General features: G+C 60.5%; 20 protein-coding genes, 1 tRNA gene and 1 pseudogene. 7 read left to right on the forward strand and 15 right to left on the reverse strand.

The genetic code is table 11. The features are described 5' to 3' along the window. The first annotated feature begins 6 nt into the window (after nucleotides 1-6). From GM672_RS11815 to GM672_RS11830, 4 genes are all read left to right on the forward strand, one after another. Nucleotides 7-1,356, forward strand: coding sequence for a helix-turn-helix domain-containing protein (locus GM672_RS11815; protein WP_155470727.1), 1,350 nt, complete (start codon nucleotides 7-9; stop codon nucleotides 1,354-1,356). 8 nt (nucleotides 1,357-1,364) lie between these two features. Further along, the gene (locus GM672_RS11820) at nucleotides 1,365-1,931 is read left to right on the forward strand and encodes a hypothetical protein (protein WP_155470728.1); all 567 of its coding nucleotides are present in this window, start codon (nucleotides 1,365-1,367) and stop codon (nucleotides 1,929-1,931) included. A 557-nt stretch (nucleotides 1,932-2,488) separates the two neighbouring features. Beyond that, nucleotides 2,489-3,673 carry an HPP family protein gene (locus tag GM672_RS11825; RefSeq protein ID WP_155470729.1) on the forward strand — a complete coding sequence of 395 codons (1,185 nt, stop codon included), beginning with the start codon at nucleotides 2,489-2,491 and terminating at the stop codon, nucleotides 3,671-3,673. 104 nt (nucleotides 3,674-3,777) lie between these two features. Then, nucleotides 3,778-5,586 (forward strand): DUF885 domain-containing protein, encoded by a 1,809-nt coding sequence (locus GM672_RS11830; protein ID WP_155470730.1) that lies wholly within the window; start codon nucleotides 3,778-3,780, stop codon nucleotides 5,584-5,586. 21 nt (nucleotides 5,587-5,607) lie between these two features. Here the strand turns inward: GM672_RS11830 and GM672_RS11835 are convergent, their stop codons facing one another. Together GM672_RS11835 and GM672_RS11840 are read right to left on the reverse strand one after the other, a co-directional pair. After that, entirely contained in the window at nucleotides 5,608-5,985 is a 378-nt protein-coding gene (locus GM672_RS11835; RefSeq protein ID WP_155470731.1) for a hypothetical protein, read from the reverse strand. A 154-nt stretch (nucleotides 5,986-6,139) separates the two neighbouring features. Further along, entirely contained in the window at nucleotides 6,140-6,586 is a 447-nt protein-coding gene (locus GM672_RS11840) for an acyl-CoA thioesterase (RefSeq protein ID WP_155470732.1), read from the reverse strand. A gap of 217 nt (nucleotides 6,587-6,803) precedes the next feature. Here GM672_RS11840 and GM672_RS11845 point away from each other — a divergent pair, with 217 nt between their 5' ends. Further along, entirely contained in the window at nucleotides 6,804-8,234 is a 1,431-nt protein-coding gene (locus GM672_RS11845; RefSeq protein WP_155470733.1) for a sensor histidine kinase, read from the forward strand. Nucleotides 8,235-8,247: 13 nt separating this feature from the next. Here GM672_RS11845 and GM672_RS11850 read toward each other — a convergent pair whose 3' ends face one another. Continuing rightward, nucleotides 8,248-8,862: a helix-turn-helix domain-containing protein gene (locus GM672_RS11850; RefSeq protein ID WP_155470734.1), complete on the reverse strand. Its 615-nt coding sequence runs from the start codon at nucleotides 8,860-8,862 to the stop codon at nucleotides 8,248-8,250. 271 nt (nucleotides 8,863-9,133) lie between these two features. On the opposite strand from GM672_RS11850, the gene GM672_RS11855 reads away from it, so the two are divergent. Beyond that, a complete protein-coding gene (locus GM672_RS11855) occupies nucleotides 9,134-11,746 on the forward strand; it encodes a M16 family metallopeptidase (protein ID WP_170300031.1) in 2,613 nt (870 codons plus the stop codon). Then, a complete protein-coding gene (locus tag GM672_RS11860; RefSeq protein ID WP_155470736.1) occupies nucleotides 11,743-12,141 on the forward strand; it encodes a GFA family protein in 399 nt (132 codons plus the stop codon). Before GM672_RS11855 ends, GM672_RS11860 begins: the two co-directional genes overlap by 4 nt. On the opposite strand, the gene GM672_RS11865 is transcribed toward GM672_RS11860, so the two are convergent. From GM672_RS11865 to GM672_RS11920, 12 genes and pseudogenes are all read right to left on the reverse strand, one after another. Then, nucleotides 12,128-12,439, reverse strand: coding sequence for a helix-turn-helix domain-containing protein (locus GM672_RS11865; protein ID WP_155470737.1), 312 nt, complete (start codon nucleotides 12,437-12,439; stop codon nucleotides 12,128-12,130). The genes GM672_RS11860 and GM672_RS11865 overlap by 14 nt on opposite strands. Before the next feature lie 338 nt (nucleotides 12,440-12,777). After that, nucleotides 12,778-13,052, reverse strand: a pseudogene (locus GM672_RS11870) (hypothetical protein); the annotation flags it as partial. Between the two features lie 158 nt (nucleotides 13,053-13,210). Beyond that, entirely contained in the window at nucleotides 13,211-17,449 is a 4,239-nt protein-coding gene (gene rpoC, locus GM672_RS11875; protein ID WP_155470739.1) for a DNA-directed RNA polymerase subunit beta', read from the reverse strand. Between the two features lie 106 nt (nucleotides 17,450-17,555). After that, nucleotides 17,556-21,665 carry a DNA-directed RNA polymerase subunit beta gene (rpoB, locus tag GM672_RS11880; protein WP_155470740.1) on the reverse strand — a complete coding sequence of 1,370 codons (4,110 nt, stop codon included), beginning with the start codon at nucleotides 21,663-21,665 and terminating at the stop codon, nucleotides 17,556-17,558. Between the two features lie 257 nt (nucleotides 21,666-21,922). Then, a complete protein-coding gene (gene rplL / locus GM672_RS11885) occupies nucleotides 21,923-22,294 on the reverse strand; it encodes a 50S ribosomal protein L7/L12 (protein ID WP_155470741.1) in 372 nt (123 codons plus the stop codon). A 67-nt stretch (nucleotides 22,295-22,361) separates the two neighbouring features. Continuing rightward, on the reverse strand, nucleotides 22,362-22,898 hold the full coding sequence (rplJ, locus tag GM672_RS11890; protein ID WP_170300032.1) for a 50S ribosomal protein L10: 537 nt from the start codon (nucleotides 22,896-22,898) through the stop codon (nucleotides 22,362-22,364). 296 nt (nucleotides 22,899-23,194) lie between these two features. Further along, nucleotides 23,195-23,890 carry a 50S ribosomal protein L1 gene (gene rplA, locus GM672_RS11895; protein ID WP_155470743.1) on the reverse strand — a complete coding sequence of 232 codons (696 nt, stop codon included), beginning with the start codon at nucleotides 23,888-23,890 and terminating at the stop codon, nucleotides 23,195-23,197. A 2-nt stretch (nucleotides 23,891-23,892) separates the two neighbouring features. Beyond that, nucleotides 23,893-24,324 carry a 50S ribosomal protein L11 gene (gene rplK, locus GM672_RS11900; protein WP_155470744.1) on the reverse strand — a complete coding sequence of 144 codons (432 nt, stop codon included), beginning with the start codon at nucleotides 24,322-24,324 and terminating at the stop codon, nucleotides 23,893-23,895. Nucleotides 24,325-24,429: 105 nt separating this feature from the next. Beyond that, a complete protein-coding gene (gene nusG, locus GM672_RS11905; RefSeq protein ID WP_155470745.1) occupies nucleotides 24,430-25,074 on the reverse strand; it encodes a transcription termination/antitermination protein NusG in 645 nt (214 codons plus the stop codon). After that, on the reverse strand, nucleotides 25,074-25,457 hold the full coding sequence (gene secE / locus GM672_RS11910) for a preprotein translocase subunit SecE (protein WP_155470750.1): 384 nt from the start codon (nucleotides 25,455-25,457) through the stop codon (nucleotides 25,074-25,076). The genes nusG and secE overlap by 1 nt, the downstream gene beginning before the upstream one ends. 37 nt (nucleotides 25,458-25,494) lie before the next feature. Further along, nucleotides 25,495-25,570, reverse strand: a tRNA-Trp gene (locus GM672_RS11915). A 92-nt stretch (nucleotides 25,571-25,662) separates the two neighbouring features. Next, nucleotides 25,663-25,786, reverse strand: a 124-nt coding sequence (locus GM672_RS11920) for an EF-Tu C-terminal domain-related protein (RefSeq protein ID WP_503826356.1), incomplete at its 5' end; no start/stop codon positions are given.

Consider the following 25,786-nt stretch of genomic DNA (forward strand, 5'->3'; position numbering starts at 1 on the left):
TTAAACGTGCTGGACAGGCACAAAAAAAGGGAAGATCTCATGTACACCGGGTGGGGATTCAGTAGCTGTCCGTTTGAGCCTGAAGCACTTAGGGCTGACGCCATTGGACACCAGTTATTAGTTGGGCGCGATATAGAAACGAGGAAAGTGATGACTCGCTTAAATGCTTCAAAAAAGCTGGTCACGCTAGACGGCTCGAACGGCATTGGAAAAACAAGCTTGGTGAATATAGCTCTTTATCGCTGCTATCTTGCTTATCTTAAGTCCCCGGCAAATCGCCTATTTATTCCTTGCAGGACGGTTTTCCAACTGGACAATATCGACGACTTGGTGGCTTTTCAGAAACATGTCTTATCAGAAGTTGCACTTACTCTCAGCGAACGCAAACAGGAACTAGATGCGCTGGAAACCGGAATGCCTGGCGCTGCAGTTTTGAATTCAATTCTTGATCTAAATCTATTAGGCGAATGGCGACTTGCAATAAGTGGATCCAACTCACTGAATACTACCCACATTGAGCAAACAAACTCCAACACTCTAGCGACTTCTCATTTTGAAAGCGGATTCAAAAATTGGCTTGCAGACATATTCTCCGGCCAGCACAAGGGTGCAGTCGTGTGTGTTCTCGACAATCTCGAACTATTACAGACTTCGAAACGTGCACGGCAATGCCTGGAGTCATTACGGGACACCCTCTTCTCAGTTAAAGGAATTCGGTGGGTTCTTTGCGGTGCGAACAACATTATTCTGTCAGTTGCTTCAACCCCACGACTTGCTGGCCATCTCGAAAGCCCGATTGAAGTCACTCCGCTTACGAAGAACTGTACAGAACACATTTTTTCCAGTCGTCGCCAAGCTTACCAAGTCGCTGAGGGCGCCGGGTATCTGCCTTTAACAAGTGCTGAGTTTGACCTGCTTTACACTGTACTAAACCAAAACCTGCGCACAACGTTATCCAAATGCCATGACTATTGCATTTGGACATATGAAAATAGTCTTCGCCCAAGAAACGATGATGAGAAGAAAACTGTTTTCGCGAAGTGGTTGACCAAAGAGGCACAAGACAACGAGAAGGCATGTAGTAGCGCGGTTAAGCAGAAAGCATTCGAGGTCTTCGATCTTACCGCGATGGCGGAGGAACTAAGGGATTCTTTTTCACTCAGCCAATTCCAGAGCTTCGGCTTCGACAGCGTAAATACGCTCCGCCCTCTTGTGAAAGAGCTTGAAGATGCAGGGTTGCTTATTAGCCAGATTGACGAGGATGACAACCGCCGCAAGACAATTAGCGTGACTCCGAAGGGATGGTTGGTGAATTACTCACGCATTCTGTCTGGAAAAACCGCAATCCGGAAATAGAGTTCAATATGAGCGATGCAAGAAGAAAAATGCTGGATGAGGATTTGCAACTACTCGACGACGGTATACGTTCATCCAAAAGGCTAATAGTCGGATTTGGTTTGGTTCTGACTCTTAGCTATTTTTCGTGGTTTATATACCATTCCATTCCGGTGTCGATTGATAGTGGCGACTGGGGTACGCTGGGCGATTTTATTGGCGGAATATTAAACCCGATAATTGCGTTTTCGGCATTCTATTGGCTTACGAAGTCGGTTCGAATACAAAAAGAAGAGCTCGGCGAAACCAGAGCCACCCTCAATGAAACATTGGCCGCACAAAGCGCCCAGATAAGAATATCTGCCTATACAGCGCTAATAAGTTCGACCACAAGTGAGATTGACGTCTTGCACACTCGCCTGACTTATCTTTGTGAGCAATTCAAGAAAACTGAGGTTACAGGTATTTTGGATCTTGAAGGAGAATGGTTGGGCATTGAAGCGGCTCGAGACCGAATCGCTACTATTAATACTGAAATATCTGCACAATTGCAGCGAAAACTTGCTTTAGAAGAATGCATTCGAAATTTGCTGTAAAGGGAAATCGCGAATAGAACATTAGCATAAAAATACCGCCGTCCGAATGATCCAGTGATCTATATATTCAAAATGTTGCGCCGTTTGGCCTAAACACATCGCAACGACCTTAGGCTTTCTCACCAGCTACTGTTCATCGGGTGGCCATAACATCCTAAGGAGTCCAGCCGCAGCTAGCCCGAATGAGCTGCCCTGCACCATGATACGGTGCGTTGGGGCGGCCCACTGAACCGCGTCGCATCTCTCGGCATACCCCAAACTGGCACAGTCCGCGATGTCTCGTTGTCCCCGTTCGCCGCTCTGATTGCACCTAGGCTATGCCCCTTTATTGCTGAACAGATTCAGGGGCTTCTTTGTCACAAACGGCCGCTCTGGGGCGTAAGCAGCCTTCCGCCCCGACCATTTTGGTGCCGATTCAGTGGGTACGCTGACGTTTCCCGCTCCGACCGCGCTAGCAGCCTGCCAAGGCCCAGCAGAATCAACGACTTACACCCAGTGGCCACACCACCGCACCGGCCCGCCCTGCACCCCAAACCCAGCCATGGGATAATGGAAAGATGCTTTCGAAATCTTTCTTTACCGCATTCGTTCCGGCGGCGGGGACGGCCAGCGCCGCCGAACGGCTGCGCGCTTGCGGCGGCGCCCTGCTGGGTCTCCTGATCACGGGCATCGTTGCCCACGTGCTGCTGGGCGAAAACGCCATCTGGCTGGTGGCGCCGATGGGCGCGTCGTCCGTGTTGCTGTTCTGCCTGCCCGCGAGCCCCCTGGCCCAGCCCTGGTCCGTGATCGGCGGCAATGTCGTGTCCGCCCTCGTCGGCGCCGCCTGCGTGCGCTGGCTCGGCCATGCGTTGCCGCAGCCGGCCCTGGCGTCGGTGGCGACGGCGCTGGCCATCGGCGCCATGTTCAGCCTGCGCTGCCTGCACCCGCCCGGTGGCGCCGCCGCGCTGACCTCCGTCATCGGCGGCCCGGCCGTGCATGCGGCGGGCTGGTCCTTCGCCTTCGGTCCCGTGCTGATCGATTCCCTGTTGCTGGTGGCCGCCGCCATCGCCTACAACAACCTGACGGGCCGGCGCTATCCCCACAGCCAGGTCGTGACGCACGCGAATCCCCACGCCACGAAGGACGACGTGCCGACCGTGCGGCTGGGCTTCCAGCCGCAGGACCTGGATGACGTGCTGAAACGCTATGGACAGGTGCTCGACATCAGCCGCGACGACCTGGAAGCGCTGTTCCTGCAAACGGAATTACGTGCCTACCAGCGCCGCTTCGGCGTCATCAGTTGCGGCGACATCATGTCGAAGGACGTCGTGACGGCCGAGTTCGCCACCAGCCTGGCCGAAGCGTGGCGGGCCATGCGTGCCCACCATATCGCGGCCGTGCCTGTGCTCAATCCCGCGCGCCGCGTCATCGGCATCGTCACGCAGGGCGACTTCCTGCGCCACAGCGGCCTGGACGAATATCGTTCGATGCGCACGCGCCTGCGCGACTTTCTCCGCCCCAGCGGCAAGTCGCATTCGGAAAAAGCCGAGGTGGTGGGCCAGATCATGACGGCCCGGCCCCGCGTGGCCCGCCTCGACACGCCCATCGTCGACCTGGTGCCCCTGATGGCCGACAGCGGCCTGCACCATATTCCCGTGGTGGATGGCGAGGAACGCTTTGCCGGCATCGTCACGCAGTCGGACGTGGTGGCGGCGCTGTACGAGCACCGGCTGGCCGAAGCGATGCCCGCCAAACTGGCCTGAGCCATATTTTTTCATGCAAGCCGGCACGGGATATTCCGCCGCCGGGCCGGATCGCTTATGCTGTCGCCCGAATGTTTCCAACCTTTTATCCTCGGGAATCAGATATGAAGCGTATCAAACTGGGCGCACTGGCCGCCGCGTTGTTGCTGGCGTTCGCGCCCGTCCATGCCGGCGCCGCGCCGGCCGGCAAGGTGTCGGCCACGGTCTCGGCCGCCGCCAGCAAGCAGTTCCTGAAGCTGGCCGACGAGTACTACGATGCCGTCGCCCGCTTCGAACCCGTGGGTGCCACGGAAAATGGCGACAACCGCTTCGACGACCAGATCGGCATGGCCATCGCGCCGGCCGAGCGCGCCAGGCAGTTCGCCCGCTACCGCCAGTTCCAGAAGCGCCTGCAGGCGCTCGACCGCCGCGCCCTGACCCGCAGCGACCAGATCAACTACGACGTGCTGGCCTTCGAACTGAAGACGCTGCTTTCGTACCAGCCGTATCCGGGCCACCTGCTGCCGATCAGCCAGATGGACAGCATGCCCATCACCCTGGCCAACTTCGCCGGCGGCGAAGCGTCGCAGCCGCTGACCAACGTGCCCCAGTACGATGCCTACCTGAAGCGGCTGACGCAGCTGCCGGCGTGGATCGACCAGGCCATCGCCAATATGCAGGAAGGCATGCGTACCGGCGTCACGCAGCCGAAGGCCATCATGCTGTCGGCCCTGCCCCAGTTCCAGAAGCTGGTCAGCGCCACGCCCGAGCAGAGCATCTACTACACGCCCATCAAGAAGCTGCCGGCCGCCTTCCCGGACGCCGACAAGGTACGCCTGACGGCCGCCTACCGCACCACCATCGAAACGAAGCTGATGCCGGCACTGGCGCGGCTGGCCACCTTCCTGGAACAGCAGTACATTCCCGCCTGCCGCACGTCGACGGGCTTTTCCGCCGTGCCGAACGGCGCGGCCTGGTACGCCGTGCGCGTGGCGGACTCGACGACGACGAACCTGACGCCGGAGCAGATCCATGCCATCGGCCTGAAGGAAGTGGCGCGCATCCAGGGCGAGTTCGCCCGCCTGGGGCCGAAGCTGGGCTATGACGGCCCGGCCGCCGGCCTGCCCGTGTGGGTGTCGCAGCAGAAGCGCTTCTTCCCGTTCAAGACGGATGCGGAAGTGCAGGCCGAATACCACAAGCTCAACGCCATCCTCGACACCAAGCTGCCGGCGATGTTCACCTTGCTGCCGAAGGCCAAGCTGGACCTGCGCCTGGAGCCGGAACTGAGCCGCGACACGGCCTCGGACCACTACACTGCGCCGGCCGCCGACGGCTCGCGCCCCGGCGTGTTCTGGTCTGTCGTCACCGATCCGACGAAATACGGCAACACGGGCATGACGACCTTGTTCCTGCACGAAGGCAAGCCCGGCCACCACTTCCATATCGCGCTGATGCAGGAACTGGGCCTGCCCAACTTCCGCAAATTCGGCGGCAATACGGCCTTCACGGAAGGCTGGGCCCTGTATGCGGAAACCCTGGGCCGCGAGATGGGCCTGTTCGAAGACCCGGCCCAGTATTTCGGCCACCTCAACGACGAGCTGCTGCGCGCCACCCGCCTGGTGGTCGATACGGGCATGCACGCCAAGGGCTGGACCCGTGAGCAGACCATCCAGTACATGAAGGACACCCTGGGCTACGACGCCGTGGCGAAAAGCGAGACGGAGCGCTATATGGCGTGGCCGGGCCAGGCGCTGGCGTACAAGATCGGTGCATTGAAGATCATGGAACTGCGCCAGCGTGCGCAGGCGGCGCTGGGCGACAAGTTCAGCCTGCCGGCCTTCCATGAACAGGTGCTGGGCGACGGCACTTTGCCGCTCAGCTTGCTGGAGGCGAAGATCGACAGCTGGATCGCCAAGCAAGGCGCCCGGCCGTAAGGCTCGGGGCGTGGCGGCGGCTCAGATATAGAAGCCGCCCGCCCGGACCAGCAGGGTGGCCGCGCCCAGTGACAGCAGTGCCAGCAGGGCCCAGCCGGCGATGCCGCCCAGCAGGGCCGGCCACCATGGCCGGCGCCGGTAATTCAACCCCACATTGTCAGTCACGTAGCGGCACTGTTCGCGGGCGGGAAAACCACACCAGGCAGCCATCCATGCCGCCGCCGCGACCGACGGCAGGTGCCGCGCATACGTTTCGAACAGCGCGCCGGCCACGCCTGCCAGCAACACCGTTGCCACCATCAGGTAACTCCACCGCCGCGCCGCCTGCGCCTTGTCAGGCCGCCCCAGCACGCGCCAGTTGGCCGCATGCACCCAGGCCCCGAATGCAGGCGAAAACAACAGGCTCCATAGCGCCGCTACCCGCGGGTTCCACAATTGACAGCTGTCCGGCTTCATCGCGCCTCCGAAGTGGGGTAAGCTCCAGCTTACGCCCCTTGCCGGACATTTTATTGCCTAAAGCCAATAATTGATATCGTTCTGTGCACATGCCGGCTTACTTCTGGATCTGATAGCGCTTGATGCGCTTGAGCACCAGTTCGGGCAGGCTCTTGATCTGCTTCGCATGGCTGGCGAAGACGATCTGCTGGCGCCCCACGGACACGGGCACGCCGTTGGCATAGAAGCGAAACTCCAGCCAGAACGAGCAGCGCTTGACATCATAGGTGTTGACTTCGCAGGTGATTTCCTGAAACGGGAAGGTCTCCGCCAGGTAGTCCTGCTGGGCGTGCTTGGTGATGAACACGCCTTCCTGTTGCAGCATGTCGCGCGAGATGCATTCGTAGAACCACTTCTCGCGGCAGATGCCTTGCCACTCGAAGTAGCGGGCGAAGTAGGTGTTGCCGTAGGCGTTCGAATCCTTCAGGTAGATCGACAGCTGATGGTGAAAGGTCAGTTCAGCGTTGATGTCGGCGTCATTCGCTACGTTGGCGTGCATGAACATGAAGTGCTCCCTGGTTTTGGTGGCCGTCCGGCTGCTTTGGTCCGGTGGCGTACGGCATCAGTTGCCGAACACCTCTACTTTTTGCCTGAATGCATGGAACACTTTTGATCTAGCGCAACCCGAAGTTGTTTAGGGGCAAATTGGCTGGGACATTGTCGGTTTCCGTTGTTAAGATCGCTTGCCTGCTCAAGATTTGTTACCCTGGCGAGAGGACCGCATGTACTCGATTCTGCCCGGCCTGGTGTCGCTGCTGTTTATCGGCTACGGGGCCTATGTGCTCAATTCCCGCGGCGTCAGCCGCATCAGCCTGACCTTCTTCCTGGTCTGCGTTACGACGTTCTTCTGGCAGGCCGCCTGGGCCGTCCTGTTCCAGGTGCGCGATCCCGACCTGGCGCTGACCATTGCCCGCCTGGGTTACCTGCCGATCCTGTTCCTGCCCACGACCCTGTACCACTTCATCACGGAACTGACGGGCGACCGGGCCGAAAAGCCGCTGGTACACGGCAGCTATGCACTGGCGGGCGTGCTGATGGCCTTGATCGCCACGACGGACCTCGTTATCAAGGGCATGCATCCGTACTTCTTCGGTTATTACCCGCAGGCCGGCTGGCTGCATCCGGTGCACCTGGTCCAGACCGGGGTGGTTGTCACGCGTGGCCTGTACCTGCTGTACCGCCGTCAGCAGGTAGCGCTATCGACGGAAAAGGCGCGGCTGCGTTACTGCCTCGTCAGCATCCTGATCTACTTCGCCGCGGCCGTCGACTACCTGTGCAACTACGGCGTGGCCCTGTATCCGCCCGGCGTGATCTTCATTGCCGCCAGCCTCGGCCTGATTGCCCAGGCCATGGTGCGGCACAACCTGCTGGCCGACCCTATCGCCACGGCCGCCAGCATCGCCCACGAAGTGCGCACGCCGCTGGCGACGATCCGCAGCCAGTCGCGCGTGCTGGCGCGCAGCCTGCCTGAGCTGATTGCCGGCTACAAGAGCTCCGAAGCGCCGGGCCTGAATGCCGAACAGCTGGCCTACCTGGGCGAGATCGCCAAGCATATCGAAACGGAAGTATCGCGGTCGAATTTCATTGTCGACATGCTGCTGGCGTCGGCGCGGGCCGGTTCCCTGCAGCGCGACGGCTTTGCCGTCCACACCATCAAACGCTGCATCGACGAGGCGCTGGCCTGCTACCCGTTCACGGACCGCGAGCGCGACCTGGTGAGCGTATCGATCCGCGACGATTTCCGTTTCTACGGCTCCGATACCCTGCTGGTGTACGTCCTGTACAACCTTCTGAAAAACGCGCTGCATGCGTTGAAGGTGGCCGGCCGGGGCACGGTGCTGATCGAATGCCACGGCTCGGCCACGGCCAACCAGAACCTGATGGTGGTAACGGACACGGGCCACGGCATTGCCGCCGATGTTTTACCCCATGTATTCGATCCGTTTTACACGACGCGCCACAGCGGCGGTGGTACCGGCATGGGGCTGGCCTTCTGCCACAAGGTCATCACGGCATTCGGCGGCACCATCGGCTGCGAATCGCAGCAGGGTTCATTTACCCGGTTCACCGTGGGCTTCCCCGTCAACCTGCCAAGCGTCAGCGCGGGCCAGGCGGTGGCGGATCATTATCCCGTGCCGCACCAGGCCAAGTGAATCGGATCGGGGTTTATTGCGTGGCAGGCGCGTCGATGCTGCGGACAATATCGTCCAGGTCGGTGTCATCGCCCAGCACGAATATCTTGCGCTGGTCCAGCACGTCCAGGATAAAACCCTGCTTTTCACGCAGGCGTCGCTGGAAATCCGGCAGCGAATACAGGTTGGGATTGATTCTGCGCCGCAGGATGCGTTCCGCCACGGGTAAGCGGCTGAGCAATTCGCCGTAGGTTGTGTTTTCACCGATCAGCAGTAATTCGATGGCGTCGTTCGACGCTTCCTGCTCCTGGGCCGTTTTACCGTAGACGAAGGCGACATTGAGCGACTTTCGCATCGGCGCCAGCGCGGAATTCAATACGCTGACGAGGCCGAAGGTTTTCTTGACGATGCTCGTCAATTCCTCATAGACCAGGCTGTTCTTATTCGGCCGGAACTGGCGCACATTGCCGATACGCTCGGACAGGATCAGCCCCGATTCGTGCAGCCGCTTCAATTCACGCTGGGCCGAAGCACTGCCCAGGCCCGTCAGCCGCATGATCTCGTTCAGGTGAAACCCTTCACCCGTGCGGGCGAACAGCAGGCCAAGGAGCTTTTGCTGGGCGGGCGTGAACAATGCTGAGGCAATCATGACTAAATCTTAGCATGGATGCGCTCAATCCTGGCACGACTATAGAGCCGCAAGGGGCGCTACAATGGCCGGGTCGGTCTCTCCCTCTTTTCTTTATCAGGTGACTATGCAACGCATGATTGCAATCGTCCTCGCCGCCGGCGTGGCCGCTTCCCTTCCCTCGGCAATTGCCGCGCCCGTTTCGGCCCAGGCTGCCGCGAAAACGGCGGCGCCGCAATACGACCGCAAGGTTTATGAAATTCCATATAAGAAATTTGTATTGCAAAATGGTTTGACTTTATTGGTGCATGAGGACCACAGCGTGCCGCTGGTCGGCGTCAATATCTGGTACCACGTGGGTTCGCGCAATGAAAAGCGGGGCAAGACGGGGTTCGCCCATTTGTTCGAGCATTTCTTCTTCAACGGCTCGGAGAATTATCCGCACGGCTTCCGCGAAGCGATGGACGACCTGGGCGCGAATAACCGCAACGGCACCACCAATACGGACCGCACCAATTTCTTCGAGGACGTGCCGACACCAGCCCTGGAACGCACCCTGTACCTGGAAGCGGACCGGATGGGTTTCCTGGGCAATTACATTTCGAAGGCGATGCTGGAGCGTGAACGGGGCGTCGTGCAGAATGAAAAGCGGCAGGGCGAGAACCAGCCTTATGGCCGGGTATGGCAGGAACGCTCGGCAAAGATGTATCCGTATTCCCACCCATATTCCTGGCCAGTGATCGGCAGCATGGACGACCTGAATGCCGCTTCGCTGGACGATATCCGCGAATGGTATCGCAGCTATTACGGCCCGAATAATGCCGTTATCGCGCTGGCCGGCGATATCACGCCGCAGGCGGCGCTGGCGCTGGTGGAAAAATATTTCGGCTCGATTCCGCCGGGACCGCCGCTGCCGCGCATGGCCGAATGGATTCCCCGTTTCGACCGCAACCTGCGCGACGAAATGGAAGACCATGTGCCGCAGGTGCGGATCTACCGCAGTTATCACCTGCCCGGCTGGCGCGATGGCGATACCACGCGCCTGGGCCTGTTGTCGGACGTGCTGGCCAATTCGAAAAGCGCACGGCTGAACCGCCGGCTGATCGATGAAAAACGGCTGGCAACGGCCGTATCCGCCGGGGTCGACACGAGCGAGCTCGCCAGCAGTTTCGATATCGTCGTCACCGTGCGCCCCGGCGTCGACCCGCTCGACGTGGAGCGGGAAGTCGATGCCGTGCTGAACACGCTGCTGGACAAGGGGCCGACGCCGGCCGAACTGGCGCGGGTACGGGCCATGACCTTGTCGAACTTCTCGCGCGGCATCGAACGTCTGGGCGGCTTCGGCGGCCGGTCCGACGTGCTGGCCGAAAGCATGACCTACGGCGGCAGCCCGGACGCCTACCTGAAGCAGCTCGATATCGTCGGCACGGCCCAGCCTGGCCAAATGAAGGCGGCCGGCGACAAGTGGCTGCGCGCCCACCATTACACGATGACGGTCAAGCCCTTCGCCAAGCTGTCGGCCACGGCCGGCACGCTCGACCGCAAGCTGCTGCCCGCGCTGGGCGACGCGCCCGACGTCAAGTTCCCCGCCATGCAGCGCGCCACCCTGTCGAACGGCCTGAAGGTGATCTTGCTGGAACGCCATGCGGCGCCCATCGTCAACGTGGCGCTGGCCGTTGACGCCGGCGTGGCGGCCGACACCCCCGCCAAGGCGGGCCTGGCCTCCTTGACGCTGGAACTGCTGGACAAAGGCACGGCCCGGCGCGATGCCTTCCAGATGTCCGACGCGCTCGAGTCGCTGGGCGCGCGCCTGTCCACCGGCACCGGCACGGACCTGTCGCTGGTGCGGCTGCAGGCCACGGCCGGCCAGCTGGCACCGTCGCTGGCGCTGATGGCCGAAGCGGCGCTGACGCCGGCCTTCCCCCAGGACCAGTTCACCCTGTACCAGCAACGCCGCCTGACGCAGATCGCCCAGGAAAAGGCGCAGCCGAACGGCCTGGCCCAGCGCATCCTGCCTGGCTTGCTGTACGGCAAGAACAATGCCTACAGCCTGCCGGCCTCGGGCATCGAGTCGGCGGTGAGCAGCCTGACCCGCGACGATCTGGTGAAATGGCATGCCGACTGGTTCAAGCCGGGCAGCGCGACCGTCATCGTCACGGGTGACACGACGATGGAAAAAGTCAAACCGATGCTGGAAGCGGCCTTCGGCAAGTGGCAGGCCGGCACCGTGCCGCGCAAGGGCGTGGCCATCGTCCCTCCCACGGCCGGCAAGCGCATCTATCTGGTCGACAAGCCCGATGCGCCCCAGTCGACCATCGTGGCGGGCCAGATTTCCCTGCCGCAGGGCCAGCCGGAAGACCTCGCGATGGAACCGGTGATGCAGAACTTCGGCGGCATGGCGACGTCACGCCTGAACCGCAACCTGCGCCTGGACAAGCACTGGAGCTACGGCACCAACGGGCGCCTGTCCAATGTGCGCGGGCAGCGCAGCTTCGTCGTCACGGCCCCCGTGCAGACGGACAAGACGACCGAGGCGATGGCGGAAGTGCAAAAGGAAATCCGCGCCGTGGCGGGCGAGCGGCCCATCCGGGGCGAGGAATTCACCAGCATCATGCGTAACATGACGTCGCGCCTGGCCGGGCGCTTCGAGACCATCAATGCGCTGGAAGCGGCGGCGCTGGAAACGGTCAACCTGGGCCTGCCGGACGATTACTGGTCGCGCTACGCCTCGACCTTGCGCGCGCTGACGGAACCACAACTGGCCGCTGCCGCAGGCAAGTTCATCCTGCCTGAACGCCTGGTCTGGGTCATCGTGGGCGACCTGCGCAAGATCGAGCCGAAGGTGCGGGCGCTGGGCTGGGGTGAAGTCACCGTGCTCGACAACGACGGCAAACCTGTCCGATGAGCGTGCGTCAAGGTAGCTGCCACTGCGGCGCGGTGCGCTTCGAAGCGGACGTGGACCTGGCGGACGGCACCGTCCGCTGCAACTGCTCGATCTGCGCCAAGGTACGGTGGTGGGGCGCGATGATCGCGCCGGAGCGGCTGCGGCTGCTTTCCGGCGAGGACGCCCTGACCCAGTACACCTTCGGCGCACACCTGCAACGCCACCGCTTCTGCCGGCATTGCGGCGTGCGCCTGTTCGAGTTCGGTACCTCGCCGCTACGGGGTGAATTTGTCGCCATCAATGTGACGGCATTGGATGACGTTACCGATGCGGAACTGGCTGCCGCGCCAATTCGCTATGTCGACGGCCGGCATGACCGCTGGCTCGAGGAGCCGGACATCATCAGTCACCTGTAGACGGGTTCTCCGCTACCACCGCCCTGCGCCTTGCCGGCAAGGGGTGCGCGGGCACCTCCTTGATACGCCCGGTCGCGGCTGGTGTTGTATGGCCGAAAGCCACGGTAGCGCCCAGCAGCTGCAACACCGTGAACAGCCGCGTCACGCTCGCATCGGTCGGATGCGCTTCCATGCGGGCATAAGCCTGCTGCGAGATGCCCAGCCGGGCCGCGACAGCCGCCTGGCTGAGCCCGGCCTTCTTGCGGAAATTGACTAGGAGGGGACGCACCTGGTCCAGCGTACTGATGAGGTAATCCATGCCGCGCCTTGCGATGACCTATGGAATTGTGAGAGTAGATTACAAGTCATTACTTGTAAAGCGCGAATACAACTTCGGGGCTGTAGCCAGTAGATTGGAACGACATTGCAGCCAATGCGACTTCTACCGTAGCTGCCGCCGCGTGAGCAAAAAACCGGGGACAGTCCCCGTGCGGGGACAGTCCCCTGCCGCTCAACCGCTATCAGCGACCTCTGCCTTACCTAAATAAATAGCACTGCCGCCTAGAGCCGCCGTGATAACTCCAGGTGGAGCCGGGACCGTGCAAACAAAAAAACGGCACCCGAAGGTGCCGTTCTTGAGACTGCAGAGGGAGAAGCTTACGCCTCGCCGCCCTCGTCGTGGGTCGTCGTCGTTTCGACGGCTTCCGTGTCCGAACCTCTCATGGCTGCGCGCTCGGCTTGCTGCAGGGCGGTGCGTTCTTCGGCTTCCCGAACTTCCTTCTCGCGACGGGCGCGGTGGAAGGCCAGGCCCGTGCCGCCTGGGATCAGGCGGCCGACGATGACGTTTTCCTTCAGGCCGCGCAGACCGTCGCGCTTCGCCCTATCGCCGCTTCCGTCAGCACGCGGGTGGTGTCCTGGAACGATGCGGCGGACCGACCGGTTCTCCAAAACCGGGGACGGTCCCCATGCGGGGACAGTCCCCTGCCACGCAACCGCTATGTGCGACCTCAAGCGGATGAACAAGCAGCGACCGCGCAAATAAAAAAACGGCACCCGAAGGTGCCGTTCTTGAGACTGCAGGAGAAGAAGCTTACGCCTCGCCGCCCTCGTCGTGGGTCGTCGTCGTTTCGACGGCTTCCGTGTCCGCACCGCTCATGGCTGCGCGCTCGGCTTGCAGCAGGGCGGTGCGTTCTTCGGCTTCCCAGACTTCCTTCTCGCGACGGGCGCGGTGGAAGGCCAGGCCCGTGCCGCCTGGGATCAGGCGGCCGACGATGACGTTTTCCTTCAGGCCGCGCAGACCGTCGCGCTTGCCCATGATCGCCGCTTCCGTCAGCACGCGGGTGGTTTCCTGGAACGATGCGGCCGAGATGAACGAATCGGTCGACAGCGATGCCTTGGTAATACCCAGCAGGACGTTTTCGTAGGTCGCAGGCAGCTTGTCTGCCGCGGCCATCTTGTCGTTCTGCTCCAGCAGTTCGGAACGCTCCACCTGCTCGCCGACGATGTAGTCGGTGTCGCCGGCGTTGGTGATCTGCACGCGGCGCAGCATCTGGCGCACGATCACTTCGATGTGCTTGTCGTTGATCTTCACGCCCTGCAGACGGTAGACGTCCTGCACTTCGTCGACGATGTAACGTGCCAGCGCTTCGATACCCAGCAGGCGCAGGATGTCTTGCGGATCGGCCGGGCCGTCCACGATCATCTCGCCCTTGTTCACGACTTGACCGTCGTGGACCAGGACCTGCTTGTCCTTGGTGATCAGGAACTCGTGCTTGTTACCGTCCATGTCCGTGATTTCCAGACGCTGCTTGCCCTTCGTTTCCTTACCGAAGGCCACCGTACCGGTGACTTCGGCCAGCATGCCCGCGTCCTTCGGCGAACGTGCTTCGAACAGCTCGGCAACGCGTGGCAGACCACCGGTAATGTCGCGGGTCTTCTGCGATTCCGTCGGGATACGCGCCAGAACCTCACCAACCGACACCTGCTGGCCGTCCTTCACCATGATCAGCGCGCCGACCTGGAAGCCGATTGCCACGGCGTGTTCGGTGCCGGCAATCTTCACTTCGTGGCCGTCTTCGTTCAGCAGTTTCACCTGCGGACGCATGGTCTTCGTCAGCGAACCGCGACGCTTCGCATCGATGACGACCAGGGTCGCCAGGCCGGTCACTTCGTCGACCTGACGGGCAACCGTCACGCCTTCTTCGACGTTCTCGAAACGCACCGTACCGGCGTATTCCGTGATGATCGGACGGGTCAGCGGGTCCCACGTTGCCAGCGGCGTGCCGGCCTTGATCGTCAGGCCATCCTTGACGATCAGGGTCGCACCGTAAGGCACCTTGTGACGCTCGCGTTCACGGCCGTGATCGTCCGTGATCAGCACTTCGCCGGAACGGGAAATGACGATCTGCGCGCCCTTGCCGTTCGTGACGTAACGCATCGTTGCCGTGAAGCGCACGATACCGTTCGACTTGGCTTCGACCGACGAGGCCACTGCCGCACGCGATGCCGCACCACCGATGTGGAAGGTACGCATGGTCAGCTGGGTACCCGGTTCACCGATCGACTGTGCCGCAACGACACCGACGGCTTCGCCGGAGTTGACCAGCATGCCGCGGCCCAGGTCGCGGCCGTAGCACTTGGCGCACAGGCCGTAACGCGTGTCACAGGTCAGCGGCGTGCGGACCTTGACTTCGTCGATGCCCATGCGTTCGATGTCTTCGACCATGTCTTCGTCCAGCAGCGTGCCGGCTTCGTACGCGGTTTCCTGGGTTTCAGGATTGACGATGTCGGTACCTGCCACGCGGCCCAGGATACGGTCGCGCAGGGCTTCGATGACTTCACCGCCCTCGACCATTGCCTTCATCTGCGTGCCGTTGCTCGTGCCGCAATCGTCCTCGATCACGACCAGATCCTGCGTCACGTCGACCAGACGACGGGTCAGGTAACCCGAGTTTGCCGTCTTCAGTGCCGTATCGGCCAGACCTTTACGAGCGCCGTGGGTCGAAATGAAGTACTGCAGAACGTTCAGGCCTTCACGGAAGTTCGCCGTAATCGGCGTTTCAATGATGGAGCCGTCAGGTTTTGCCATCAGACCACGCATACCGGCCAGCTGGCGAATCTGCGCTGCCGAACCACGGGCGCCCGAGTCGGCCATCATGTAAATGGCGTTGAACGATTCCTGCGTCGTCGTGGTGCCGTCGCGCTTGACGACGTCTTCCACTTTCAGCTGGTCCATCATGGCCTTGCCGACTTCGTCCGAGGTCTTGCCCCAGATGTCGACGACCTTGTTGTAACGCTCGCCCGCCGTCACCAGACCGGAAGCGTACTGCTGCTCGATCTGCTTGACTTCGGATTCGGCCGTCGAGATCAGGGTCTTCTTGACCAGCGGCACCAGCATGTCGTCCACGCAGATCGAGATGCCGGCGCGCGTTGCCAGGCGGAAGCCCGACTGCATCAGCTGGTCGGCGAACACGACGGTGGCACGCAGGCCGCACTTGCGGAACGACGTGTTGATCAGCTTCGAGATCTCTTTCTTCTTCAGGGAGCGGTTCAGCACGCTGAACGGCAGGCCCTTCGGCAGGATCTCGGACAGGATGGCGCGGCCGACCGTCGTTTCGTAACGGGTCACGGTACGGACGAACTCGCCCGTCGCCGGATCCTTCGGATTCTCGACGATACGCACGGTGATGCGCGTGGCCAGTTCCACTTCCTTGTTGTCGTAGGCACGGATGACTTCCGACACGTCCGGGAACATCATGCCCTCGCCCTTGGCGTTGATCGCCTCGCGCGTCGCGTAGTACAGACCCAGCACGATATCCTGGGACGGCACGATCGACGGCTCGCCGTTCGACGGGAACAGGATGTTGTTCGACGCCAGCATCAAGGTACGGGCTTCCATCTGCGCTTCGATCGACAGCGGCACGTGAACGGCCATCTGGTCACCGTCGAAGTCGGCGTTGAACGCCGCGCAGACGAGCGGGTGCAGCTGGATGGCCTTGCCTTCGATCAGCACCGGCTCAAACGCCTGGATACCCAGGCGGTGCAGCGTTGGCGCACGGTTCAGCATGATCGGGTGTTCGCGGATGACGTCTTCCAGGATGTCCCAGACCACCGGTTCCTGGATCTCGACCAGCTTCTTGGCGGCCTTGATCGTCGTCGCCAGGCCCATCAATTCGAGCTTGTTGAAGATAAAGGGTTTGAAGAGCTCGAGAGCCATCAGCTTCGGCAGGCCGCACTGGTGCAGTTTCAGCTGCGGACCCACGACGATGACGGAACGGCCCGAGTAGTCGACGCGCTTGCCCAGCAAGTTCTGACGGAAACGACCGCCCTTACCCTTGATCATCTCGGCCAGCGACTTCAGCGGACGCTTGTTGGCGCCGGTCATCGCCTTGCCGCGACGGCCGTTGTCCAGCAGCGAGTCGACCGCTTCCTGCAGCATGCGCTTTTCGTTACGCGTGATGATCTCTGGAGCACGCAGCTCCATCAGGCGCTTCAGACGGTTGTTACGGTTGATGACGCGGCGATACAGGTCGTTCAGGTCGGAGGTCGCGAAACGGCCGCCGTCCAGCGGGACCAGTGGGCGCAGTTCCGGCGGCAGCACCGGCAGCACTTCCATGATCATCCACTCGGGCTTGATGCCCGAACGCTGGAACGCTTCCAGCACTTTCAGGCGCTTGGCGTATTTCTTGATCTTCGCTTCGGACTTCGATTCCTTCAGTTCCACGCGCAGGGTTTCGGCATCGCGGTGGATGTCGATCGAACGCAGCAGTTCACGGATGCCTTCGGCACCCATGAAGGCGGTGAAGTCGTCGCCGTACTCTTCGTACTTGGCGGCGTAGTCGTCTTCCGACATGATCTGGCACTTCTTCAGCGGGGTCATGCCGGGATCGGTCACGACGTATGCTTCGAAGTACAGCACGCGTTCGATGTCGCGCAGCGTCATGTCCAGGACCATGCCCAGGCGCGACGGCAGCGACTTCAGGAACCAGATGTGCGCGGTCGGCGACGCCAGCTCGATGTGACCCATGCGTTCGCGGCGAACTTTCGCCAGCGTGACTTCAACGCCGCACTTCTCGCAGATGACACCGCGGTGCTTCAGGCGCTTGTACTTGCCGCACAGGCATTCGTAGTCCTTGATCGGGCCAAAGATCTTGGCGCAGAACAGGCCATCACGCTCGGGCTTGAAGGTACGGTAGTTGATGGTTTCCGGCTTCTTGACTTCGCCGTAGGACCACGAACGGATTTTTTCAGGCGAGGCGAGACCGATCTTGATCGCGTCAAAGGTCTCGTTCGTCTGTACTTGCTTGAATAGATCGAGCAGGGCTTTCATGTATCACTCCAGGTAGTGATGAATTTCTTCATTTTCTTGCCAGGTTCATCCGAACCGGGCCGTGCTAGGTGCCAGGGGGAAGCGGGTTGCCCCGCTTCCGGCTGTCTTAGGTGCGTTCCAGGTCGATATCGATACCCAGGGAACGGATCTCTTTCACCAGCACGTTGAACGATTCCGGCATGCCGGCTTCGATCACGTGATCGCCCTTGACGAGGTTTTCGTACACTTTGGTACGGCCATTCACGTCATCGGACTTCACGGTCAACATTTCTTGCAGCACATACGATGCGCCGTATGCTTCCAGTGCCCACACCTCCATCTCACCGAAGCGCTGGCCGCCGAACTGGGCTTTACCGCCCAGTGGCTGCTGCGTTACCAGCGAGTAAGGACCGGTGGAACGGGCGTGCATCTTGTCGTCGACCAGGTGATGCAGCTTCAGCATGTGCATCACGCCGACGGTGACCTTGCGCTCGAATGCTTCGCCGGTACGGCCGTCGTACATCGTGACCTGGTTCTTCGAAGGCGTCATGCCCAGCTTGGTGGCGATTTCATCAGGATACGCCAGGTCCAGCATGCGGCGGATTTCCGATTCGTGCGCGCCGTCGAACACCGGCGTTGCGAACGGCACACCCTTCTTCAGGTTGTGCGCCAGGCCCATGATTTCTTCGTCGCTGAACGAGGCGATATCTTCCTTCGCGCCCGATTCGTTGTAGACCGTGGTCAGATACTTGCGCATCTCTTCGACCTTGATCTGCTGCGCCAGCATTTCGCCGATGCGGATGCCCAAGCCCTTGGCTGCCCAGCCCAGGTGGGTCTCGAGAATCTGACCCACGTTCATTCGGGACGGAACACCCAGCGGGTTCAGCACGACGTCGGCCGGCGTACCGTCGGCCATGTACGGCATGTCTTCCACCGGCACGATACGGGAAACCACACCCTTGTTACCGTGGCGACCTGCCATCTTGTCGCCCGACTGCAGGCGGCGTTTCACGGCCAGGTAGACCTTGACCATCTTCTGCACGCCGGGCTGCAGCTCATCGCCCTGCGTCAGCTTCTTGCGCTTCTCTTCGAAGGCCAGGTCGAACTGGTGGCGCTTCTCGGCGATCGATTCCTTGATCGCTTCCAGTGCCGTCGCCGCGTCGTCATCCGCCGGGCGGATGTCGAACCAGTGGTACTTGTCCAGGTCGGCCAGGTACTCCTTCGTGATCGCCGCGCCCTTGGCCAGCTTCTTCGGACCGCCGTTGACGATCTTGCCGATCAGCATTTTTTCCAGACGCTGGAAGGCATCGCCTTCCACAATACGCATCTGGTCGTTCAGGTCCAGGCGGTAGCGCTTCAGCTCGTCGTCGATGATCTGCTGGGCGCGCTTGTCGCGCGGGATGCCTTCGCGGGTGAACACCTGCACGTCGATGACGGTACCAACCATGCCCGACGGCACGCGCAGCGACGTGTCTTTCACGTCGGACGCTTTTTCGCCGAAGATGGCGCGCAGCAGCTTCTCTTCCGGCGTCAGCTGGGTTTCGCCCTTCGGCGTCACTTTACCGACCAGCGTGTCGCCGGCGGTGACTTCGGCGCCGATGTAGACGATACCGGACTCATCCAGACGAGCCAGCTGGTTTTCCGCCAGGTTCGAGATGTCGCGGGTGATTTCTTCCGCGCCCAGTTTCGTGTCGCGCGCGACCACGGACAGTTCTTCGATGTGGATCGACGTGTAACGGTCGTCCTTGACGACGTTTTCCGAGATCAGGATCGAATCCTCGAAGTTCAGACCATTCCATGGCATGAAGGCCACGGTCATGTTCTGGCCCAGTGCCAGCTCGCCCAGGTCGGTCGATGCGCCGTCGGCGATGACGTCGCCCTTGGCCACGCGGTCGCCCACTTTGACGATCGGACGCTGGTTGATGTTGGTGTTCTGGTTCGAACGGGTGTACTTGATCAGGTTGTAGATGTCGACACCGACTTCGCCGGCTTGCGCCTCTTCGTCGTTGACGCGAATCACCACACGGCCTGCATCGATGTAGTCCACCACGCCGCCACGCAGCGCCTGCACGGTCGTGCCCGAGTCGACTGCCACGGTGCGTTCGATACCGGTACCGACCAGCGCCTTTTCAGGACGCAGGCAAGGCACGGCCTGGCGCTGCATGTTGGCGCCCATCAGTGCACGGTTCGCATCATCGTGTTCCAGGAACGGAATCAGCGACGCGGCGACGGACACGATCTGGCCAGGAGCCACGTCCATGTACTGGATGCGCTCAGGCGAGACGAGGATGGTTTCGCCGGCTTCACGGGCCGACACCAGCTCGTCGACCAGCTGGCCTTCTTCGTTGATCGCGGCGTTGGCCTGGGCGATGATGTAGCGGCCCTCTTCGATCGCGGACAGGTAGTCGATCTTGTCGGTGACCTTCGAACCTTCGACCTTGCGGTACGGGGTTTCCAGGAAGCCGTATTCGTTCAGGCGGGCATACAGTGCCAGCGAGTTGATCAGGCCGATGTTCGGGCCTTCAGGCGTTTCGATCGGGCAGACGCGGCCGTAGTGGGTCGGGTGCACGTCGCGCACCTCGAAGCCGGCGCGTTCGCGCGTCAGGCCGCCCGGGCCCAGTGCGGAAACACGGCGCTTGTGGGTGATCTCGGACAGCGGGTTGGTCTGGTCCATGAACTGGGACAGCTGCGACGAACCGAAGAACTCACGGATCGCGGCCGAAATCGGCTTGCTGTTGATCAGGTCATGCGGCATCAGGTTGTCCGCTTCGGCCTGGCCGAGGCGTTCCTTGACGGCACGCTCGACGCGCACCAGGCCGGCACGGAACTGGTTCTCGGCCAGTTCGCCCACACAGCGCACGCGACGGTTACCCAGGTGATCGATATCGTCCACTTCGCCGCGGCCATTGCGCAGCTCGACGAGGATCTTGATCACGGCCAGCACGTCTTCGTTCGACAAGGTCATGGCGCCCGTCAGTTCGTCACGGCCGATACGGCGGTTGAACTTCATGCGGCCGACGGCGGACAGGTCGTAGCGGTCGGCGCTGTAGAACAGGCCGTTGAACAGCGCTTCGACGGATTCTTCCGTTGGCGGTTCGCCTGGACGCATCATGCGGTAGATGGCGATACGGGCAGCCGTCTGGTCGGCCGTGTCGTCGATACGCAAGGTCTGCGAGATGTAGGCGCCCTGGTCCAGGTCGTTCGTGTACAGGGTCTGGATCGACGAGATGCTGGAATCGCGCAGGCGGTTCAGCACTTCTTCGGTCAGCTCGTCGTTGGCCGAGGCCACCACTTCGCCCGTGTCCGGGTCGACGATGTTCTTGGCCAGCACGCGGCCCAGCAGGTAGTCTTCCGGCACGGAGATGTGAGCGATGCCGGCGGCTTCGATTTCACGCACGTGCTTGGCGTTGATCCGCTTGTCCTTCGTGACGATGGTCTTGCCGTCCTTCGGGTTGACGATATCGAAACGCGCCACTTCGCCGCGCAGGCGTTCGGAGACGAACTCCATCTCGCCGCCTTCGGAGCGCAGGTTGAAGTTGTCGAACACGAAGAAGTTCGCCAGGATCTGTTCCGGCGTCATGCCGATGGCCTTCAGCAGGATCGACACGGGCATCTTGCGGCGGCGGTCGACGCGGAAGTACAGGATGTCCTTCGGATCGAACTCGAAGTCCAGCCACGAGCCGCGGTAAGGAATGATACGGGCCGAGAACAGCAGTTTGCCGGACGAGTGCGTCTTGCCGCGGTCGTGCTCGAAGAACACGCCCGGGGAACGGTGCAGCTGCGATACGATGACCCGCTCGGTACCGTTGATGACGAAGGAACCGGTGGTCGTCATCAGGGGCAGTTCGCCCATGTAGACTTCCTGCTCCTTCATTTCCTTGACGACCGGCTTGGTTGGGGATTCCTTGTCCAGGATCACCAGGCGCACTTTCGCGCGCAGCGGGGATGCGAAGGTCAGGCCACGGAGTTGGCACTCTTTCACGTCAAACGCAGGGTCGCCCAGCACGTAGGACAGGAATTCCAGGCGTGCGAAACCATTGTGCGAAACGATGGGGAAGATGGAAGTGAAGGCAGACTGCAGGCCCTCATTCTTGCGAGTCGACACGGATGTGTGTTCTTGCAGGAAGTTTTCGTAAGACTCGAGCTGGGTTGCCAGCAGGAACGGAACGTTGTGGACGTTGGCGCGTTTCGCGAATGACTTGCGAATGCGTTTCTTCTCAGTAAATGAGTAGTGCATGGACACTCCGTGAGTGACAGGAAAGGATAGAAAATTCAGGTTTCAGCTTGTATGCTTGTGGTCACACAGGCGAAACCTCAAGGCACTATCTTTCAAGCCAGGACGACAAAAAACGGGAACGAAACGGATACTGCAGGGTTGCTAAACAACAAATACGACAGAGACGACAAAGGAGCCAAAGCCGGACCTCCTCCCTTCCGAGAGGAAATCCGCAGCTTTGGCTCAGGCGCTAAAGGTTACCGGCGCCGGTAATACGATTACTTCAGGTCAGCCTTGGCGCCTGCATCTTCCAGCTTCTTCTTGCCGGCTTCAGCGTCAGCTTTCGACAGGGCTTCCTTGACGGTCTTCGGTGCGCCGTCGACGACGTCTTTGGCTTCTTTCAGGCCCAGACCGGTGATTTCACGAACAGCCTTGATGACGCCGACTTTGTTCGCGCCGACTTCGGTCAGCACCAGGTTGAACTCGGTCTGCTCTTCAACAGCAGCGGCGGTTGCGCCACCAGCGGCTGGAGCGGCCATTGCAGCTGCCGACACGCCGAACTTCTCTTCGAAGGCCTTGACCAGTTCGTTCAGGTCCATCACGGACATTTCGGACACTGCGTTCAGGATATCGTCTTTGCTAATTGCCATTTGAAACTCCTAATTGATTTGTATGCTACAGAATTGATTACTTGACGAGAACGTGCGGCGAAAGCAATTAAGCTTCGGCAGCAGCGGTTTCTTCGGCTGCAGGAGCAGCTTCCGTACCTTCGCTCTTCTTCGCTGCCAGAGCAGCCAGACCACGTGCAAAGCCCGATACCGGTGCCAGCATAACGCCCAACAGCTGCGAGATGAGGACTTCACGGCTTGGAATGCTCGCCAGTGCAGTCACGCCAGCTACGTCGAGCTGCTTGCCTGCAAAGTTACCTGCCTTAACAACCAGCTTGTCGTTGGTTTTGGCGAAGTCGTTGATGACTTTCGCTGCTGCCACGGCATCATCCGAGATCGAGTAGATCAGCGGACCGGTCATTGCATCGGCCAGGTTGGCGAACTGCGTGCCTTCCACGGAGCGACGCGCCAGCGTGTTCTTCAGAACACGCAGGTACACGCCCTGGGCACGTGCGGTTGCACGGAGTTTCGTCAAGTGAGCAACCTGGATGCCACGGTACTCAGCCACGACGATCGTTTGCGCAGTTGCTACTTTTGCGGAAACCTCTTCGACGACGGCCTTTTTGTCATTCAGATTAAGACCCACGGTCAATCTCCTTTAAGGACACAGGATGATTCCTGTATCGGTTTCGAACAACGGCGTCCGAGGTTAGGAGTCCAATGGACTGCAAAACTTGTTCGGGTACACCATCTGCGTTGGGCGCGGGCTTGCGCCTGCAATTAACGGAAAGCCTGCCTGCTGCTTCCCGCCCAACGGTCTTTGATTGCCTGGCAGGCACTTGCGCACCTGCCAGCCCAAAGATGCGCCCGGCTGATATGCCGCCGGGACTTGATTCTTTTGTTTCCTGAAAAATGGGGTCTGTCCCCATTTTTCGAGCAACTTTAAGCTGCCAGCGTGCCGTGGTCGACGCGCAGGCCAGCGCCCATCGTCGAGGACAGCGAGACCTTGCGCAGGTACACGCCTTTCGACGAGGCTGGCTTGGCCTTGTTCAGGGCTTCGATCAGGGCAACCAGGTTGCTCTTCAGTTCTGCGTCGCTGAACGACTTGCGGCCGATGGTCGCGTGGATGATACCGGCCTTGTCGGTACGGTACTGGACCTGGCCGGCTTTCGCGTTTTTCACGGCGGTAGCAACGTCAGGGGTAACAGTGCCGACCTTCGGGTTAGGCATCAGGCCACGTGGACCCAGGATCTGGCCCAGGGTACCGACGATACGCATGGTGTCAGGCGAGGCGATCACGATGTCGAACGGCATGTCGCCGGCCTTCACGCGTTCTGCCAGGTCTTCCATGCCGACCACGTCAGCACCGGCTGCCTTGGCAGCTTCGGCCTTTTCGCCGGAAGCGAACACGGCAACGCGAACGGTCTTGCCGGTGCCGGCTGGCAGCACGACGGAACCACGAACGACCTGGTCCGATTTCTTCGGATCCACGCCCAGCTGGACGGACACGTCGATCGATTCATTGAACTTGGCGGTAGCCAGTTCCTTGATCAGGGTGACGGCGTTGTCGAACGGGTACACTTTGGTACGGTCTACTTTAGCCTTGATGGCTTGTGCGCGCTTGGACAGTTTTGCCATGATCAGATACCCTCAACGGTGATGCCCATCGAACGAGCCGAACCAGCGATGGTGCGCACAGCGGCTTCCAGATCGGCGGCGGTCAGGTCAGGGGTCTTCAGTTTTGCAATTTCTTCCGCTTGAGCGCGGGTCAACGTGCCAACCTTGTCGGTATGTGGCTTCGGCGAACCTTTTTGCACGCCCGAGTGCTTCTTGATCAGGAACGTGGCCGGAGGCGTCTTCATCACGAAGGTGAAGGACTTGTCGGCGAAAGCGGTGATCACGACAGGGATCGGCATGCCTGGCTCGAGGCCTTGGGTCTGGGCGTTGAACGCCTTGCAGAATTCCATGATGTTCAGGCCGCGCTGACCCAGTGCTGGGCCGATCGGTGGGGATGGGTTTGCCTTACCAGCTGGAACTTGCAGCTTGATAAAGCCAATGATTTTCTTTGCCATGATGGCTTTCCTATCGTTGGTCTTGAGTGGTAGCGCCCCGCCGGTACAACGTGGCAGGGCTCCTCGGGTGGATTCTCCGGATACCCGGAACGCTCCGTAGTGCGCTTAAACTTTTTCGACTTGACCGAACTCGAGTTCGACGGGGGTCGCGCGGCCGAAGATGGTGACCGACACGCTGACTTTGGACTTTTCGTAGTTGACGTCTTCAACGTTGCCGTTGAAATCGGTGAACGGGCCATCCTTGATGCGGACTTGCTCGCCCACTTCGTACAGCACTTTCGGCCGCGGCTTCTCGACACCTTCCTGCATCTGGAGCATGATCTGCTCGACTTCGCGGGTCGGGATCGGCGTCGGCTTGTTCGACTTGCCACCGATGAAGCCGGTGACTTTCGACGTATTCTTGACCAGGTGCCACGTCTCGTCCGTCATTTCCATTTCAACCAGCACATAGCCGGGATAGAAACGACGCTCGGTGACGGACTTCTGGCCGTTCTTGACTTCGACAACTTCTTCGGTCGGCACGAGGATCTGGCCGAACTTGTCCTGCATGCCGGCGCGCTCGATATTTTCCGTCAGCTTGCGCTGCACGCTCTTTTCCATGCCGGAATAGGCATGCACAACGTACCAGCGCTTGCTGCTGACCGGGACGCTGAGCGGTGCACCAGCCTCTGGAGCTGGAGCTGCCACGGATTCAGCCGTCGGTTCGACCGGCTGTTCACCCGTGGATTCATCTTGCACGTTATCGCTCATTATTTTTTCCAACCCAGGATTACGTCGTACAACAGGAATTCCAGTAACTTATCTGTTCCCCACAGGAACACTGCCATCACCAGCACGAAGCCGAACACGAGCATCGTGATCTGCGTGGCTTCCTTGCGCGTTGGCCAGACAACTTTCTTCGTTTCGCGAACGGCTTCTTTCGCAAAATTGATGAATTCGCGGCCAGAGGCGGAGGTGTAAGCAATGCCGACGGAAATAAGCAAACCAACCACAAGCGCAGCTGCCCGCACCAGGGTTGGTTGACCTGCCAGAACAAAGAATCCGGCTACGCCTGCAATCGCTGCAACCACCGCCAACACGACCTTGAGCTTATCGCCGGACGTGCTAACGGTTTGCACGGATTGATTAGACATTCTGTTTTTACTTTCGGTGCCCTGCACCAGAATTCGGTGGCAGGGGCGGAGGGCCTCGAACCCCCAACCTTCGGTTTTGGAGACCGACGCTCTGCCAATTGAGCTACGCCCCTACGTAAAACTTTACAGCGAGTCCGTTATTTTAGCACCCAACCGGGGTTGGGTGCCAGCACTACTTTTTGGCCGGACCCGCAGCGAGTGAAACTTAGCCCAGGATCTTGGCAACAACGCCGGCGCCGACGGTACGGCCGCCTTCGCGGATGGCGAAGCGCAGGCCTTCTTCCATGGCGATCGGGTTGATCAGCTTGACGGTGATCGACACGTTATCG

The organism is Pseudoduganella buxea, from assembly GCF_009720835.1.
Classification (GTDB): Bacteria; Pseudomonadota; Gammaproteobacteria; order Burkholderiales; family Burkholderiaceae_D; genus Rugamonas; species Rugamonas buxea.